The sequence below is a fragment of the Allocoleopsis franciscana PCC 7113 genome (genome assembly GCF_000317515.1).
Classification (GTDB): Bacteria; Cyanobacteriota; Cyanobacteriia; order Cyanobacteriales; family Coleofasciculaceae; genus Allocoleopsis; species Allocoleopsis franciscana.
Genome location: NC_019738.1, coordinates 3,681,519 through 3,697,825, shown reverse-complemented (window position 1 = coordinate 3,697,825; position 16,307 = coordinate 3,681,519). Strand labels below are relative to the sequence as shown.

The following is a 16,307-nucleotide window of genomic DNA, read 5'->3' as shown; positions in this document are numbered from 1 at the left end:
TTGGAAAACAGCAGATCATGCAGAAAAGCACACGGTTGGGTGAGGCATTTTCCCCCAAGCGAGAACTGATAGAGGCGACTTGTCCGGCTTTTTCGCTGGTACTCCCGGTGTATAACGAAGAGGAAGCGATCGCGTCAACCCTCGATGAACTCCAAACCATTCTACGTTCTACGGGTTCTGAATACGAGATTATCACCGTTAATGATGGTTCCACCGATCGCACTGGGGAGATTTTGTGCGATCGTCAAGATATTCGGCTAATTGAGCATCATCGCAATCGAGGATATGGTGCTGCACTCAAGACGGGAATTCGACATGCCAAGTATCCCTTAATCGTGATTACCGACGCCGATGGTACCTATCCGAATGAGCGAATTCCTCAACTAGTGAGTCTGACAACCCAAGCGGACATGGTTGTCGGTGCCAGAATTGGGGCGAATGTGCAATATCCAACCATCCGCAAAATCCCCAAATGGTTTCTCGTGAGATTTGCCGAGTGGGTATCCCTCTCTTCCATCCCTGATTTGAATAGCGGAATGCGCGTATTTCGCAAAAGTGTGGTAGAAACCTTCCTCAAAATCTTGCCCGATACTTTCAGTTTTACCACTACCATCACGATTGCCATGCTCACGAACAATTATATTGTTCATTACGAGCCAATTGACTATCGATATCGAATTGGTAAAAGTAAAATTAAGCCTATTCGAGACACCTTGCGTTTTGTGCAGTTAATTTTACGCACTGGAGTCTACTTTGCTCCGCTGAGAGTGTTTTTGCCTTGGGCAACTATCTTCTTTTGCGGTTGTATGTTTACCCTCATTCAGGATATCTTTGTGCGCGAAGATTTAACGGAAAGAACACTGATTTTGTTTATCGCTGCCACTCAAACCGCCATGTTTGCCCTGCTAGCCGACATGATTGACAAACGAACTTGAATCAGGAAAACTGAAGTGTCAAAGATGTTATCGTAACGACGCTAAGTGCCATCTTAAAAAAATCCATACTTTATACTTAAGTTGACCTTGCGATTACCAACAAAAATCTCTAAATCTGCAACCTTGAAACCACTGTATTTTAAGGCAGGATTGATACTGAAGCTAATAATACTGGGTCTAATAGGCTTCGGGATTGATAGTCGTTTATTGACGAATAAATCGGCTCATGCCTTAGCTTCCCAATCTCCCAATCTACCTGTTGCCCAGAAAAATCAAGCTGCTGAATCAATCTGTCCCGCCCAATTAGCAACAGCGATTGAGGCAGTTATTAACCGTCCCCAATTTCGCCGTGCTCATTGGGGTATTTTCGTTGAATTTTTATCACCAAAAATAAGCGATCGCGCCCTTTATAATCTCAATAGCGATCGCTATTTTATCCCTGCCTCAAATACCAAATTACTAACCACTGCGGCTGCCTTACTAGCACTTGGTTCAGATTATCGAATTCGTACTTCTATTTATGATGCAGGTGAGGGTATATTACAAGTCGTAGGACGAGGTGACTCCAGCCTGACAAATGCTCAATTGAAAGACTTGGCGCAACAGCTAAGAAATAAAGGAATTCGTACCATTAGAAAACTCATTTTAGAGGATAATTACCTGCAAGGGGATGTAGTCAATCCGACCTGGGAATGGGAAGATATCCAGTTCGATTACGGCACATCTGTGAATAGCTTAATATTGAATCAAAATGCCGTAGAACTCACCTTATCCCCCCAAAAACCTGGTCAACCGTTGCGTTTAAGTTGGTCTGATGCAATGGCATCGAGGCAGTGGAAAATTGAAAATGAATCCATGACGAGTGAAGCCAAAACACCCAATTCTGTAAGCGTTATGGCTGTTTTAGGTCAACCCGTATTGCGGATAAGAGGACAACTCCCTATTGATGCGAATCCCGAAACATTTGACATGGCAATTATTGACCCTGCCAATAATTTCTTGCAGCACTTCCGGAATGCATTGACATTAGAAGGAATGACGGTTCAGCAGGCATCTGTAGACTTTAAGACTAACACGAATCAGAAACAAGAATTAGCCGCCGTTGAATCTCCCCCCTTATCCCTTTTAGTATTCGAGACGAATCAGGAAAGTAATAATCTTTATGCGGAGGTGCTGTTACGAACCTTACAAATATCGGCACAGCAATTTCCAGATACCAGTCCTAATAGTAACTCGGCGGATATAGGACTCCAACAACTAAAAGCCACTTTAACCGCGTTAGGAGTTGACCCGGAAAGCTATATTATTGTAGATGGTTCAGGGCTATCTCGTCACAATTTAGTCAGCCCAAAAGCGATCGTACAAACCCTCCAGCTTATGGCAAAAACCCCGCAAGCTAGAGTGTATCGAAATTCCTTACCTGTTGCTGGCGTTAGTGGTACCCTGAAGAATCGTTTTCGCAATACAATCGCTCAAGGTAATATTCAAGCTAAAACGGGTAGTATGACCGGTGTTTCTACCTTATCCGGTTATCTGGATGTCCCTGGCTATCAACCCTTGGTTTTCAGTATCATGGTCAATCAATCGGAGCAATCTTTGACAACATTACGCCAAGGGATTGATGAAATTGTTTTGTTGTTAACTCGCTTACGTTCTTGTTAAGAATGGTCAGGCGAGTTATGATGCCCCTAATCGTTTTTAATCCATAGGGTCGCAGCGAATTTCAATCATAAATCCATCCGGGTCATAAAAGTAAATTCCTCGTCCGGTCGGGCGTGTAACGGGGCCATGATCGATCAGAATTTGATTTTCTCGCAGCACTTCAACCGCTTGCTCAAATAACTCTGGTGCGATATCAAATGCTAAGTGATTGGCACGAGTAAAACCCCGCTTCGGGTCAGGGTCGGGTGGTGCAAGTTCAGGTTCCCCAAACAAATCAATTACGGTGCCATCGGGAGTAACAAAGTTAGCCACTTTCCCCGCCGCTACTAACTCAATGAGGGTTTTGGGAACCTCTTCGCCCTTCAATTCGTGCAGACCCAGAATAGTACCGTAAAAGTGACGAGAAGCCTGCATATCCTGTACATTTAAGGCAATGTGATGTACTCGACGTAAAGTTCCTGTAGTAATACCAGTTTTGACAGAATTAGAGATAGATACCATAACAGAAATTGCTCAGTGTAAAACGAGTGGTCTGTTCGCTAGTATTTTGATGTGTTTGTTGTCGTCAGAGGCAAGAGTCCTCAAGCACCTCTAACACTAACGTTGCGGCGGGAAGAACAGAACCGGATGCCAACTGCGGCGCATCAACTCACCCGCAAAGCTACGGACAGGCCACTCAATCAGTTTTCCTAAATTATCGGAGGAAATAGCGATCGCAGTGATATCAAACTCTAATGCCGCATCCAAAATCTGTTCATAGGCATTACCCAAGCGCACCTCTGCATTCACCTGCAAACCTAACTGTTCCAACTCAGCTTTTACAGCTTGTAGCTTTTCCTGCGCTTCTCGTACTTGATAATCTTTAGGTATTGCCCTGCGTCCCCCTTCCTCAATCACCCACATGAGCATACATTGCTTGAGTGATTCATTGGGTCGAGATTGAGCCTGCTGTTTCAGCTTTTCCACCATATAATTGGAGGCATTACTGCCATCGTAGGGAAGCAGCAAATAGCGGAATAAATGCTGGCAGCGCAGATTCAGTTCTTCGCAAGTATAGGCAGATATGAGTTGGGGTCGTAGACTCAGCACTGGAGTCGAACATGCTCTCACCAAACCCGCTGAGGTACTGCCAAACAGCTTTTCTTGCAACAAGCTACGCATTGGCATACCGATGAAAATCACATCCACCTGATAACTCTTTGCCACCTTGGGGATTATATCGAGCGGACGCCCTGAAGTAACCTCAATTTTGACTTCCACGCCTTCTGGCACGTTCTTCAGGCGTTCTTGGAAGCGATCGCGTGCCTTATCTATCGCTTCTTCGTCTATCCGAGGGATTTCTCCCTCTTCCCACAAAGGAACACTATGCAAAAAAATGATCTGCTTGATGCCGCTAGCTGCCAAACTGGGCACAAACTCTACAAGCCGATATAAACCGTCCGAAAAATCGGTGCAGATTAAGCAACGCTGAAACATACGCAGAGCAGATGGCTTTTTCTTAACACTACCACCAACCGCTCCCCTTCCTACTGCCTCAAAAGAATGAGTAATGAATTTGGATAAAACTTCTTACTAATGAATGGATGGGTCTTGGATTCTCGCTGATTGAAAAGAGCAAGCGAACCCAGGGATGATCTCATCATATTCATTCATAACCTTATACGAGCTGATGGGAAATCTTTTGGCTTTGGCTCCAGCTTTTACATTAGCCAACGGCGTTCTGTGTCAAAGATTTCGGAAGATGTAGCAATTTATCTCAATCCACTGTTTAGTCTATTTTCGCCTTGGTACTTGAGTTGACGCCCCAGCACCCCCAGCTCCTTTCCGAGCGCGGAACCGAGCAAGAGACGGAGGTCGCCCACTATAGACAGGGCTACTACGACTCAAACTGAGGATTGGCCGCGAGTCCCCATTCATGCTTCAGAAACTCTTTGTACATATTTTCACGCACCATCATTTGCTCATAGAGCTTAACCAAGAAATCTTGGGCTTGCTCACGGCTCATTTGGTCAACCTGAGTTTGGAAAGACCGGATGCTGAATTGTTGTTCCAAAGAGAGTTTCATAGGTCCAGACATAGTGAACTCCTTGCTAACTAGATTAACGAGAAGGAACGTTTTGGTCACAGAAGCCCCGACTATATGAGAGGTCAGTATCGGTGAGCTACCTCAGCCTTTTCTCCTGTTATTACAAAGCGTAACAAGTGTTTGACAAAATGACCATCCCCCGATTTGGGTACTTCTGTTAAACCAAAAGAAGGAAAAACTTCGGTGAAAGTTTCCAACTAGAGGTTTAGGATGTTTTATCAACATTGTCACGGAGCAAACTGCTCACTGTGAACACTTAATAAGTAATTATACTTAGCCTAGAAAGCCAAATCCGGGGAGAAAAGCTTGTCGGATTAAGGCTCTGTTGACTTTTGCCCCAGCGAGTGCTGACAAGAGTTTCCATCAAAACTTTATATAAATCGGGAAATAAATAAAGCTTTCAACAAGAGATGCCAAACTTCTAGACACATAGCTGTTAAATCAGATACAAATAGAAGTCTGAAAATACAAGGTTTACTCAGTGACTTGTAAAGCAGTTGGCGGGGAGATCCAACTGCTTTTTTCTATTTAACTCCAGAAGGGCTGGAACTCCTACGAGGATAAGGATGGGGGAGTGGGAGAGGAAGTCGCTAAAATGGGGCTATGTCTCAATCCAATCCTGCCTCTAACCCTGAAGCTACTGCCGACGCCTCATCGGTAGAGCAACCCCTATTCATTTTGGTTGATGGTCATTCCTTAGCCTTTCGTTCGTACTATGCCCTTGCCAAAAGCCGAACCGGGGGAATGCGAACCAAGCAGACGAATATTCCCACGAGTGTCTGTTTTGGCTTTCTCCAGTCGCTTTTGGAAGTCATGGGTTCAGAACAACTCCATTCAATGGCTGTTGCCTTTGATACGAAAGAACCAACCTTTCGCCACAAAGCGGATGATACCTACAAAGCCGACCGACCCGCTACCCCAGAAGACTTCATCCAAGATTTAGAAAATCTCAAGGACTTGCTGGCGGCGTTAAAAGTCCCGGTGGTGATATCTCCAGGTTATGAAGCTGATGATATTTTGGCAACGTTAGCCAAACAAGCCAGTGAAACCGGTTATCGGGTCAAAATATTAACCGGCGATCGCGATTTATATCAGCTAATCGATCCCGAAAAAAGTATCAGTATTTTGTATCTGAGCAGCGAGTTTTTGAGGCAGGGACGTTCTAGTGGCCCGACGGAATTTGGCCCAGAACAGGTTAAGCAAAAACTAGGCATTTTTCCCCATCAGGTTGTAGATTATAAAGCCCTCTGTGGTGATAAATCCGATAATATTCCTGGAGTCAAGGGAATTGGGGACAAAACAGCCGTCCAATTGCTAGAGCGTTATGGCTCCCTGGAGGGAATATATGCTGCGATTGACGAGATTAAAGGCGCAACTAAAACCAAACTAGAAGTTGGTAAACAAGAGGCAGAGCATTCTCGCTATCTTGCCCAACTATCGTTTAATGCTCCAGTAAACATCACTCTAGCCGAGGGTAAATTAGAGGGATTTGATACTGATATTTTGAAACCCCTTTTAGAAAAGTTGGAGTTTCAGAAATTTTTAGGGAAAATTGACCAGCTTCAGCAGATTTTTGGGGGAAGATCGGCAGAAGAAACCCCAACTCCGGAAGAAGCACAACATCCGGATTCACTGCAATCGGAATCTATAGCAGCCGATTCTACCGTATTCCCACTCCCACAACCTGAAGATGAGGATTTGTGGTTTTTCAGTGCGGCTGATACCGAAGAATACCAGAAACAAACCTCTTCTAATCAGTCTGGAATTGAACCCACCATCATCAATACACCCGAAAAACTTGCCGAGTTAGTTAAACAGCTACAAAACTGCACTGACTCAGCAATTCCTGTTGCGTGGGACACAGAAACTAGCGATTTAGAGCCACGAGATGCGAAGTTAGTGGGGATTGGTTGTTGTTTTGCCTCTACCCCATCAGATTTAGATCCCCCTAAATCCCCCAAGGAGATCCCCCTCCCGTCCCCCTTAAAAAGGGGGAAGCCAGAAGATGCTACTCCTTCGGAGAACGCTTCGCGAACGCTGTTTTTTCTTCCGGGGACTTTGACTGAATTATCCCCCCTTTCTAACCGGATCTTTAGTGAGGAGGGCAAGGGGGGAGCTCCGGATTTGACAATAGATCCTAGCCCTTCCTTATCAAAGAAAGGAACTGAAGAGGGAGGCACAAATGAAGTTCAGCCTTTAGATGTAAAAATTGCTTATATCCCCATCGGTCATAAAGAGGGCAATAACTTAAATAAAGATACCGTTCTCGAAGCGCTGCGTCCCATCTTAGAAAGTGCCAACTATCCCAAAGCATTGCAGAATGCTAAATTTGACCGCTTAGTGCTACGTTGTCAAGGTATCGAGTTGGCTGGGGTTGTCTTTGATACGATGCTGGCGAGTTACATTCTCAATCCAGATACGACGCATAACCTCACGGATTTGTCTCAGAAATATTTAGGGATAAAGCCTAAAAGTTACTCAGAATTAGTGCCGAAAGGTAAGACAATTGCTGATGTGAGCATTCAAGCGGTTGCTGATTACTGCGGCATGGATGCTTACACCACATTTAGCTTGGTTTCCAAGTTAAGAACCGAACTGGAAACTGTGCCAAAATTGCACGAATTGTTGTTAAATGTTGAACAGCCTTTGGAACCCGTCTTAGCGGAGATGGAATATCAGGGCATTCGCATTGATACGGCTTATCTTAAAGAACTATCGCAACAGCTAGAACAAGATTTAGACGCCATTGAGCAAACCGCTTATCAGGCAGCAGGAGGACAATTTAATTTAGGCTCTCCTAAACAGTTAAGTGAATTACTGTTTGAAACATTAGGATTAGACCGGAAAAAATCCCGAAAAATAAAGACGGGATACTCTACAGATGCGGCAACTTTAGAAAAACTTTCTGGCGATCATGCGGTTGTTGATGCAATTTTAGAACACCGCACTCTATCTAAGTTGAAATCAACTTATGTGGATGCATTACCCGCACTGGTGCGTTCAGATACGCAACGGGTACATACAGATTATAATCAGACGGCAACTAGCACAGGGCGTTTGTCATCTTCTAATCCTAATTTACAAAATATTCCCATCCGTACTGCATTTAGTCGGAAGATTCGTCAGGCATTTATTCCGGAAGCCGATTGGTTGTTGGCAGCAGCCGATTATTCTCAAATTGAGTTACGCATCTTGGCGCACTTTAGTCAAGAACCAATACTGGTTGAAACGTATCAAAACCAGGAAGATGTTCACACTGTAACGGCGAGGTTATTGTTTGAAAAAGAAACGGTGACACCCGATGAACGTCGTTTGGGTAAGACGATTAATTTTGGCGTAATTTATGGAATGGGGGCGCAACGCTTTGCGCGGGAGGCTGGGGTTAGTGCGACAGAAGGGAAGAAGTTTATTGAGCGATTTAACCAACGTTATCCCAAGGTTTTTGAGTATTTACAGAAGTTACAACGAGAAGCGATCGCACAAGGTTATGTTGAAACGATTCTAGGACGCCGCCGTTATTTCCAGTTCAACAGTGGTACCCTTCGCAGCCTCAAAGGCAAAAATCCCCAGGAAATTGAACTCAATAAGCTGGGAGTGCGCGATCAATACGATGCCGGTTTGTTACGTGCGGCGGCGAATGCTCCCATTCAAGGCTCAAGTGCAGACATCATCAAAATTGCGATGGTGAATGTGCATAAACTCTTGCAGGATTATCAAGAAAAGGCACGTTTATTATTGCAAGTCCATGATGAATTAGTCTTTGAAGTTCGACCCGATGTTTGGGAAGAATTACAGCCTAAAATTCGAGAGACGATGGAATCAGCCGTTGAGTTGAGTGTTCCGCTGATGGTTGATATTCATGCAGGGCAAAATTGGATGGAGACGAAGTAATATATGCATCAGTGGGTGTTGAGAACCAGATGATATGAACATCGATGAACTTCTGATTCACTCTTAGGCTAGTTTAAAAGTATTTAAAAACATGCCACCGGACTTGATATGACTTCAATATTGCTCAGAGAATTTGCCCATCTAGAACTCGTAACCGATGACCCGGAGGAACGGTTTATTACGAGTGGGATAAGTTGGGAGCAATACGAGGCGTTATTACATCAGTTGGGGGATAGTCCCTGGTATCGAGTAACGTATTTAGAAGGAACGCTAGAAATAATGTCGCCAAGTCGCCGCCACGAATTTGGCAAAAAGAATATCGGCAGGCTGCTAGAAGCCTATTTAGAAGAAACCCGGACTCATTTTTGGGGACTGGGTTCGACGACATTTCGCAAACAAGAGAAGAAAGGCGGCACGGAACCAGACGAATGCTACTGTATTGGCACAGAAAAAGAGTTTCCCGATTTGGCAATTGAGGTGGTATTTAGCAGTGGCGGTGTGGATAAGCTGGCGGTTTACAAAAAATTGGGGGTAACTGAAGTCTGGTTCTGGCAAAATAACCAGTTCTCAATCCATCGCTTGCGGGGGGAGGAGTACGAGAAAGTCCCCAAAAGTGAGTTGCTGCCCGGTCTTGATTTTGCACTGCTAGCAGAGTATGTGATGCAACCTGACCCCTTAGAAGCCGTTCTGGAGTTTCGCGAGAAAGTACGTGAAAGGTTGAAATAAACCGATTCCCTCTTGACCAATGAGCCATGATCAATTACTAGGAAATCATCTGTAGCCAATAAAAATAATAACTCCATTACAGCTTTACTCAAGCGAAGTACCCTTGACCCGTATGATAAGGAAGGGATCAGATCATGATTTTTTGGCATGAGTATCGTTTGGGAATTAGATTTTTACTCGCGACCGATTTTAGACGAAAATCAGAAAAAGATTTGGGAAATCTTAGTGTGCGAGAGTCCTTTGGATACGCGCCAGTCACCTGATGAGCTGTTTCAATATACTCAGTTTTGTCCCAGTCAGCAGGTTAATTCCATCTGGTTGCGGGAGGCGTTAGCAGAGGCGATCGCACAAAGCAAACAAACGCCCGAAAAAATTCGCTTCTTTCGGCGTCAGATGACCAATATGATTACCAAAGCCTGCGAAGAGCTTGGTATCCAAGTTATCCCTAGTCGTCGCACTTACACCCTAGAGCGGTGGCTCGAACAACGAATACTAGGATTTTATCCCAAGCATCCTGGATATAAACCAACAGCCGCTGCTTCATCATTTGTTCAATATCAACCCCAAATTCCTCAACCTCTACCAGACGCATTGGAATATGACAAGTGGGCGTTTGTGACGTTAGAAGCAGGGGCGTTTGAGGAAATGAATGAGTGGGACATCGGCTTTAGCGAAGCCTTTCCTCTGTCCATGATGGGGCTAGCCCCCGATACTCCAATCCCCGGAATTATTATATTCTCTTCTAGAGCAACGCCCCTGGCAGGATGGATGTCGGGTTTAGAGCTAGCGTTCGTGAGATTTGATAGTGCAGAATCCGCAAGATTGTTACTGGAAACTGGTGCCAGTGATAGCTGGATTCTGGCTACGCTCAAAGACTCGCAAACCCTAGCAGAAGCTCAAGGGTTTGAGTTAACTAAACAAAACGCGGAGGGGGTGCATTTTTTGGCGATTCAGTCAACACCAACCTCAGAATCCTTTGCCGGATTTTGGCTCTTGCAAGAGTTGAAGTAGTGCGGGGCGTGTCATTGGTCATTGACAGACAGGACGCCTGTCCTACCAACCGCCAACTGATAGACAGGCGTTCCGCCTGTCCTGCCAACTGACAACTGACAAACAGCTTTTAGATATGGCTCATCACGATTTGCCTTCGTCGCTGCACACCGAGCAGCTGATAGATTTAGCCCTGCGCTCAGGGGCGCAACATGCAGAAGTCTATCAGTCGCGATCGCTGGCTCGACCCGTCTTTTTTGAAGCCAATCGGCTCAAGCAGCTAGAAAGCAGCCAAGCCGAAGGGGTAGCGCTACGACTGTGGCGAGACGGGCGTCCAGGATTGACGGTTGCTTATGGTCCGGTTGAACCCCAAGCTTTAGTGGATCGGGCGATCGCCATGACGCAGCTCAATGAACCGGAACCCGTAGAACTGGCGGATGCCCGAACCGAACACTATCCTGACTTGGGAGAAGCTGTACCTGTAGAAGCACTGGTGGAAATGGGCAAAGGCGCGATCGCTCAAATTCGCGATGCCTACCCAGAAGTCCTCTGTACGGCTGAGTGGGAATGTGAGGAAGAAACCACGCGCTTGCTGAACTCTAAAGGGTTAGATTGTTATTACACCGACACCACCCTGAGCTGTTTCCTCGCCGCCGAATGGGTACGAGGCGAAGACTTTCTCAATGTTGCCGATGGACAGACGGAGCGGGGAAAGCTTGACCCAGACAAAGTGGTTCAAAGTATTTTACAACGCTTGAACTGGGCGAAAGAAAACGTCTCCCCTCCACGTCGTCGTGTGCCGATTTTGTTGACAGCAAAAGCCGCCGATTTGCTCTGGGACACGGTTCAGGCGGCGTTGAATGGCAGACAGGTGCTGGAGGGAGCCTCTCCTTGGAGCGATCGCTTGGGTGAAGTGGTGATGGCAGACCCCCTGACGCTGTCTCAGCAACCCGATTCCGGCCCTTATAGCTGCCCCTTTGATGATGAAGGTACCCCAACCCAACCTCTTCTATTAATTCGAGAAGGACGATTGCAACAATTTTATGGCGATCGCACGACGGGGAGATTACTGGGTACTGGCACGACTGGCAACGGATTTCGCCCTGGCATGGGTAGTTACCCAACCCCAGGTTTAGTCAACTTGCTAGTTCAACCAGGAAAAGGGTCACTTTGTGACTTAATCGGACAACTGGATGAGGGGTTAGTCGTCGATCAATTACTGGGAGGAGGGGATGGCATTAGTGGGGAGTTTTCTGTCAACGTTGAATTAGGCTATCGAGTGCAGAAGGGACAGATTATCGGTCGTGTCAAAGACACCATGATTGCTGGTAACGTTTACACTGTGCTTAAGCAACTCGTGGCATTAGGTGATGATGCCGACTGGAATGGCCCCTGCTACACCCCATCTCTCATTGTTGAGGGCATCTCCACTACGGGGAGAAATTAGGTGTTTGTTGGGGGAATAACCAATAAATTGACAGGTAGGAACATGAGTCGATTTATGAGTTCTAAGTTTCACCCCTTCAAACCCTATTAATTTTTAAATTCTTTCAGCTTCAATTTTTGAATTTTCTAACCCCTTAATAAGAAAATTTATACCAAGTTAACTTAAAAAGGAATAACGATCAGATGATGAATTTTCAGAATTTTGAAGTATTAAGTTTTGATTGCTATGGAACTTTAATTAATTGGGAAAATGGAATTTTATCAGCATTAAAAACAATTCTTTATAACCACAATATTCATCTGAGGGACAACGAAATTCTTGAGTTATTTGCTCAACAAGAATCAATTCAAGAGTCAGGCGATTACTTGAAGTATAGAGATGTGCTTAAAAACGTTGTTCATGACTTCGGGAAAAGGTTCAACTTTACCCCTACAGAGTCTGAGGTCAATGCTTTGGCTGAATCTATTCAAAACTGGGAACCTTTCCCAGATACCGTTAAGGCACTCAAAGCACTCAAAACAAGATATAAACTGACGATTATTTCCAATATTGATGATGAATTATTTGCCTATTCTGCCAAAAAGTTAGAGGTAGAATTTGATTGGCTCATCACAGCGGAACAAGTCAAATCCTATAAACCCTCGGTGCAGAATTTTGAAATTGCGATTCAGCGAATGGGCATCAATCCTGACAAGCTTTTACATGTTGCCCAAAGTATTTATCACGACATCGTTCCCGCCAAGACGATGGGTATCACTGCCGTATGGGTTAACCGCAGAAAAGGTCAAGAAGGTTTTGGTGCAACAGTTGCAGCCAGCAGTAATCCAGATTTAGAGGTACCTGATTTACAGTCATTGGTATCTCTGATGGGTCTAGATTAATGAGACGTTGAACATCCTAAATTTGGTATAAGGCTGGCTCTGGAAGAATTAATCAACATAGACCTAATTTTATTAATTCTCCCAAAACCTATTAAGTGAAGCCAATTAACCTAATCTTGTGAACTTTCCAGGATTTAGGTAAGAGCCAAGCCTAAATGTGCTGATTAACAGCACTGGTAAATTTTTCATAAGGAGCAACACCCACCAGATTTTCTACCATCTCCCCCCCCTTAAACATGAGGACGGCTGGGATACTTTTAATCCCAAATTTTTTGGCATTAATTTTGTTTTGGTCGATATCTAACTTCGCTACCTTGACACGACCTTCGTATTCTTCAGCCAGTTGTTCCATTAACGGTGCAATTTTGCGACACGGGCCACACCAGGGAGCTGTGAAATCCACGACAACTAGCCCTTCGTCGGTTAAAAGTTCATCAAATTCACTGTCCTGGATCTGGGCTACCTTACTCATGAATATTCCTCAATGTTTTAGATGATCAAAAAACAACTATAAGTTATATGTTTTTTTGATGTAACATCTGTCTATTATAGACCTTAATAGACTTAACTTTCAATTTCAATTAATTATTAATTGAGACAGGTTTTGTGAACACTGACCTGCTTTGTTTTCCTACCCTTACCCAAAGGGTAAGGCTGATCATTGATGTTCGTAGTTTAGTATCTGTTGTCCGTTGCTACTGACAAATGACAACGTCACCTGTATTCCTTTCCGCCCGATTGCGCCAGTGGCTATTGCCCAGACGACGACTGGCGATCGCAGAAGCCTGTCTGATTGGTATCGTCTCTGGACTTTCAGCCGTCTTACTCAAGCAAGGTGCTGGCTGGCTTGGAACATGGCGCGTTCATGCGTCTAACCAATTACCCGCTAGTTTAGTCTTACCTGCGATCGGACTCTCCTTAGGACTCCTTTGCGGTTTGATCATCGAGCGTTTAGAACCAGAGGCAACGGGGAGTGGCGTTCCGCAAATTAAGGGAGCACTTGCCCTGTTTCCCATCGCCCTTAATTTACGGGTAGCTTTCGTTAAGTTGGTAACCAGCATTCTCGCCATGTCTGCTGGAATGACATTAGGGCGACAAGGGCCAACCGTACACATCGGCGCAGCTTTAGCCGCTCAATTGAGCCATTGGGTGCCCACCTCTCCCGATCACCGACGCCAGATGATTGCTGCCGGTGCTGCGGCTGGGTTAGCGGCGGGTTTTAATGCCCCCTTAGCGGGTATTCTGTTTGTGATCGAAGAACTCCTGCGGGATCTCTCTAACTTGACGCTGGGGACGGCAATTCTGGCTTCCTTCATCGGTGCGGTGATCTCGCGCTCATTGGGTGGACTCACCTTAGATTTAAATTTACAACTAAGCAGTCATTCGAGCAGTTTCAGTGCACCCGAAATTCCTTTTTATCTGTTGTTAGGTATTTTGGCTGGGTTGCTTGGTGCTTTATTTAATCAAGGAATTCTCGCTAGTCTATCTCTCTACAATCGCCTTAACCTGAATTTGCCGATGAAAATCGGCTTAGCTGGGATGATTTGTGGCTGCGTCGTTGCTCTATTACCCCCAGCTTTTCGGGACAACAGTGGGTTACGGGAGTTACTGCTTACCGGTACAGCCAGTTGGCAATTCACCAGCTTTGCCTTTGTCGCTTACTTCGTTCTCACCTTAATTGCCTATGGCTCTGGGGCACCTGGGGGATTGTTTCACCCCTCCCTTGTGTTGGGTGCTGCCTTGGGTTACTTGGTAGGGACGGCTGAGGTTCAGTTGCTGGGATTAGGTTCGCCAACAAGCTACGCCTTAGCGGGGATGGGGGCATTTTTTAGCGCCGTCTCGAAGGTTCCAATCACAGCAATTGTCATCGTGTTTGAGATGACAACCAACTTTAACCTGGTGCTGCCCTTAATGATTACCTCTGGAGTATCTTACCTGATTGCTGATAAGCTCTCTAAAGGGTCACTCTATCAGCGCTTGTTGAACAAAAGAGGCTACACCTTACCCACACAAGGAGTTGAACAGAGTTCCTTAGCTGGGTTGACGGCAGCGGATTTGATGCAGCGTCGGGTTGAAACCCTAGCCAGTCAGATGACATTGGATGAAGCGGTTCAGGCATTTTCCCGTTCCCATCATCGCGGTTTTCCCGTGGTGGATGATGGAGAGTTGGTGGGTATCATCACTCAAACAGACATTGCCAATGCCACCCAAAATTCACAGCCTGGAGATACCCCTCTGGCTCAAATTATGACGCCCCAACCGATCACTGTTAAGCCAATCTACACGTTGAGCGAGGTTCTGTTTCTGCTGAACCGTTATCAACTCAGTCGGTTGCCGGTTACAGAAGATCGCAAGTTGGTGGGAATCATCACCCGTGCGGATATCATTCGCGCCGAAGCCGATAAGCTCAGTGGTGATACAGAGCAAGTAGGGCCACGCCCTGATCCATCTTATATCGTTTATCAAACTCGCGCCCCAGCGGTGGGAAAAGGGCGTCTGTTGGTTACCTTGGCGAATCCCCAAACGGCACCTGTTTTGTTGCAATTAGCAGCAGCGATCGCCCGTGAGCGCCACTATGAGATTGAATGTCTCCAAGTTATCTCCATTCCCCGCCATCACAACCCCACTCAAACGGCGGTAATCACCACGAAAAGCCGCCGCTTGCTCCGGATGGCAGAAAAGATGGGGCGAGATTGGGAAGTTCCGGTTCATACTCAAATCCGAGTATCCCACGATACATCTCAAGCCATTCTAGAGACGATTAAGGAGCGACATATTAGTCTCATCCTCATGGGTTGGAAAGCTGAGCCACCCACCACCCCGAATCGCATTTTTGGCAGTATTGTTGATACCCTGATTCGACAAGCTCCCTGTGAGCTGGTATTGGTGAAGCTGGGGCACCGGGAAGAGATGCAACGGGATGGGACAACGGTGGCCTCTTGTCCTTTACCGATCGCCTGGAATCGTTGGCTAGTGCCGATCGCGGGGGGGCCTAATGCCAGTTGTGCGATTCAACTCTTACCTGCGCTCACCTCTCATAATTCAGCGTTGATGATTGGGGTAACTCAAGTTTTTGCACCCTCGATCCTTTTACCAGACACCTCTGGGTTAGAAAAAGCGGCTTTTCTCCTCAGCCATCAAGTTTCTTGCCAGAAAGTCGTGACAATACCCGTCCGTTCCTATTCTGTCTCTGATGCCCTTATTCGCTTGGCTCATACACAGCATTACGATGTTGTTGTTTTGGGAGCCAGTCGTGAAGGGTTGTTGCAGCAGGTGGTTCATGGAAATATTCCCGAAGCGATCGCACGAGGTGTCAACAGCACCGTGATTTTGGTACGTGGTGCTCCCTCGGAGTAAGGGTGAGGACGTTGGGAGCATCGATGTGTAACCTCTTCATCGGGAAAGGGTATTCCCTAAGCCTTTATACTCAGTAACGTTCAATAACGTCTTCAACTTTCGCCATAGTCGGTGTTTTTTCTGAAAATACCCTTTACAGAACTTTAGGTAACTTTATATGATGAATGGTGCAGTGAGTTTTCGTTAACTTTCTATAAGAGGTATTTCAACGTTTTACGGATGTAGCTGTCCAGAGCAGGACATCACCCAAGATTTAGTTGATTAACCCGCTCACTCTGAAACCACTGCTTGGTTGATTGAACTCAAAGGCTGAACCGCCATCAGCCACCTAA

At 45.8% G+C, this 16,307-nt stretch carries 12 protein-coding genes; 8 read left to right on the top strand and 4 right to left on the bottom strand.

Annotated elements, in window-relative coordinates; genetic code table 11:
• Nucleotides 1-17 precede the first annotated feature (17 nt).
• A complete protein-coding gene (locus MIC7113_RS15530; protein WP_051055894.1) occupies nt 18-935 on the top strand; it encodes a glycosyltransferase family 2 protein in 918 nt (305 codons plus the stop codon).
• A gap of 207 nt (nt 936-1,142) precedes the next feature.
• Nucleotides 1,143-2,597, top strand: coding sequence for a D-alanyl-D-alanine carboxypeptidase/D-alanyl-D-alanine endopeptidase (gene dacB / locus MIC7113_RS15525; protein WP_226883656.1), 1,455 nt, complete (start codon nt 1,143-1,145; stop codon nt 2,595-2,597).
• A gap of 36 nt (nt 2,598-2,633) precedes the next feature.
• On the opposite strand, the gene MIC7113_RS15520 is transcribed toward dacB, so the two are convergent.
• From MIC7113_RS15520 to MIC7113_RS15510, 3 genes are all read right to left on the bottom strand, one after another.
• Nucleotides 2,634-3,098, bottom strand: a complete 465-nt coding sequence (locus MIC7113_RS15520) for a VOC family protein (RefSeq protein WP_015183104.1) — start codon at nt 3,096-3,098, stop codon at nt 2,634-2,636.
• Between the two features lie 96 nt (nt 3,099-3,194).
• The gene (locus MIC7113_RS15515; RefSeq protein ID WP_015183103.1) at nt 3,195-4,073 is read right to left on the bottom strand and encodes a universal stress protein; all 879 of its coding nucleotides are present in this window, start codon (nt 4,071-4,073) and stop codon (nt 3,195-3,197) included.
• A gap of 400 nt (nt 4,074-4,473) precedes the next feature.
• Nucleotides 4,474-4,674 (bottom strand): NblA/ycf18 family protein, encoded by a 201-nt coding sequence (locus MIC7113_RS15510; protein ID WP_015183102.1) that lies wholly within the window; start codon nt 4,672-4,674, stop codon nt 4,474-4,476.
• A gap of 612 nt (nt 4,675-5,286) precedes the next feature.
• On the opposite strand from MIC7113_RS15510, the gene polA reads away from it, so the two are divergent.
• The 5 genes from polA to MIC7113_RS15485 all read left to right on the top strand — a co-directional run bounded on the left by polA (nt 5,287) and on the right by MIC7113_RS15485 (nt 12,618).
• Entirely contained in the window at nt 5,287-8,574 is a 3,288-nt protein-coding gene (gene polA / locus MIC7113_RS34810) for a DNA polymerase I (protein ID WP_015183101.1), read from the top strand.
• Nucleotides 8,575-8,682: 108 nt separating this feature from the next.
• Entirely contained in the window at nt 8,683-9,300 is a 618-nt protein-coding gene (locus MIC7113_RS15500) for a Uma2 family endonuclease (RefSeq protein ID WP_015183100.1), read from the top strand.
• Between the two features lie 147 nt (nt 9,301-9,447).
• Entirely contained in the window at nt 9,448-10,311 is an 864-nt protein-coding gene (locus MIC7113_RS15495) for a Tab2/Atab2 family RNA-binding protein (RefSeq protein WP_015183099.1), read from the top strand.
• Nucleotides 10,312-10,426: 115 nt separating this feature from the next.
• A complete protein-coding gene (locus MIC7113_RS15490; protein ID WP_015183098.1) occupies nt 10,427-11,737 on the top strand; it encodes a TldD/PmbA family protein in 1,311 nt (436 codons plus the stop codon).
• Nucleotides 11,738-11,919: 182 nt separating this feature from the next.
• Nucleotides 11,920-12,618 carry a haloacid dehalogenase type II gene (locus tag MIC7113_RS15485; protein ID WP_015183097.1) on the top strand — a complete coding sequence of 233 codons (699 nt, stop codon included), beginning with the start codon at nt 11,920-11,922 and terminating at the stop codon, nt 12,616-12,618.
• Nucleotides 12,619-12,769: 151 nt separating this feature from the next.
• Here the strand turns inward: MIC7113_RS15485 and trxA are convergent, their stop codons facing one another.
• Entirely contained in the window at nt 12,770-13,090 is a 321-nt protein-coding gene (gene trxA, locus MIC7113_RS15480; RefSeq protein WP_015183096.1) for a thioredoxin, read from the bottom strand.
• A 233-nt stretch (nt 13,091-13,323) separates the two neighbouring features.
• Between trxA and MIC7113_RS15475 the strand changes: the two genes are divergently transcribed.
• Nucleotides 13,324-15,975 (top strand): chloride channel protein, encoded by a 2,652-nt coding sequence (locus MIC7113_RS15475; RefSeq protein ID WP_015183095.1) that lies wholly within the window; start codon nt 13,324-13,326, stop codon nt 15,973-15,975.
• Nucleotides 15,976-16,307: the final 332 nt, after the last annotated feature.

Coding starts and splice junctions, on each gene's coding strand:
- MIC7113_RS15530 (WP_051055894.1), top strand. CDS start 18: ATGCAGAAAAGCACACGGTTGGGTGAGGCATTTTCCCCCAAGCGAGAA.
- MIC7113_RS15495 (WP_015183099.1), top strand. CDS start 9,448: ATGAGTATCGTTTGGGAATTAGATTTTTACTCGCGACCGATTTTAGAC.
- polA (WP_015183101.1), top strand. CDS start 5,287: ATGTCTCAATCCAATCCTGCCTCTAACCCTGAAGCTACTGCCGACGCC.
- MIC7113_RS15490 (WP_015183098.1), top strand. CDS start 10,427: ATGGCTCATCACGATTTGCCTTCGTCGCTGCACACCGAGCAGCTGATA.
- MIC7113_RS15520 (WP_015183104.1), bottom strand. CDS start 3,098: ATGGTATCTATCTCTAATTCTGTCAAAACTGGTATTACTACAGGAACT.
- MIC7113_RS15475 (WP_015183095.1), top strand. CDS start 13,324: ATGACAACGTCACCTGTATTCCTTTCCGCCCGATTGCGCCAGTGGCTA.
- MIC7113_RS15485 (WP_015183097.1), top strand. CDS start 11,920: ATGATGAATTTTCAGAATTTTGAAGTATTAAGTTTTGATTGCTATGGA.
- MIC7113_RS15510 (WP_015183102.1), bottom strand. CDS start 4,674: ATGTCTGGACCTATGAAACTCTCTTTGGAACAACAATTCAGCATCCGG.
- MIC7113_RS15515 (WP_015183103.1), bottom strand. CDS start 4,073: ATGTTTCAGCGTTGCTTAATCTGCACCGATTTTTCGGACGGTTTATAT.
- trxA (WP_015183096.1), bottom strand. CDS start 13,090: ATGAGTAAGGTAGCCCAGATCCAGGACAGTGAATTTGATGAACTTTTA.
- MIC7113_RS15500 (WP_015183100.1), top strand. CDS start 8,683: ATGACTTCAATATTGCTCAGAGAATTTGCCCATCTAGAACTCGTAACC.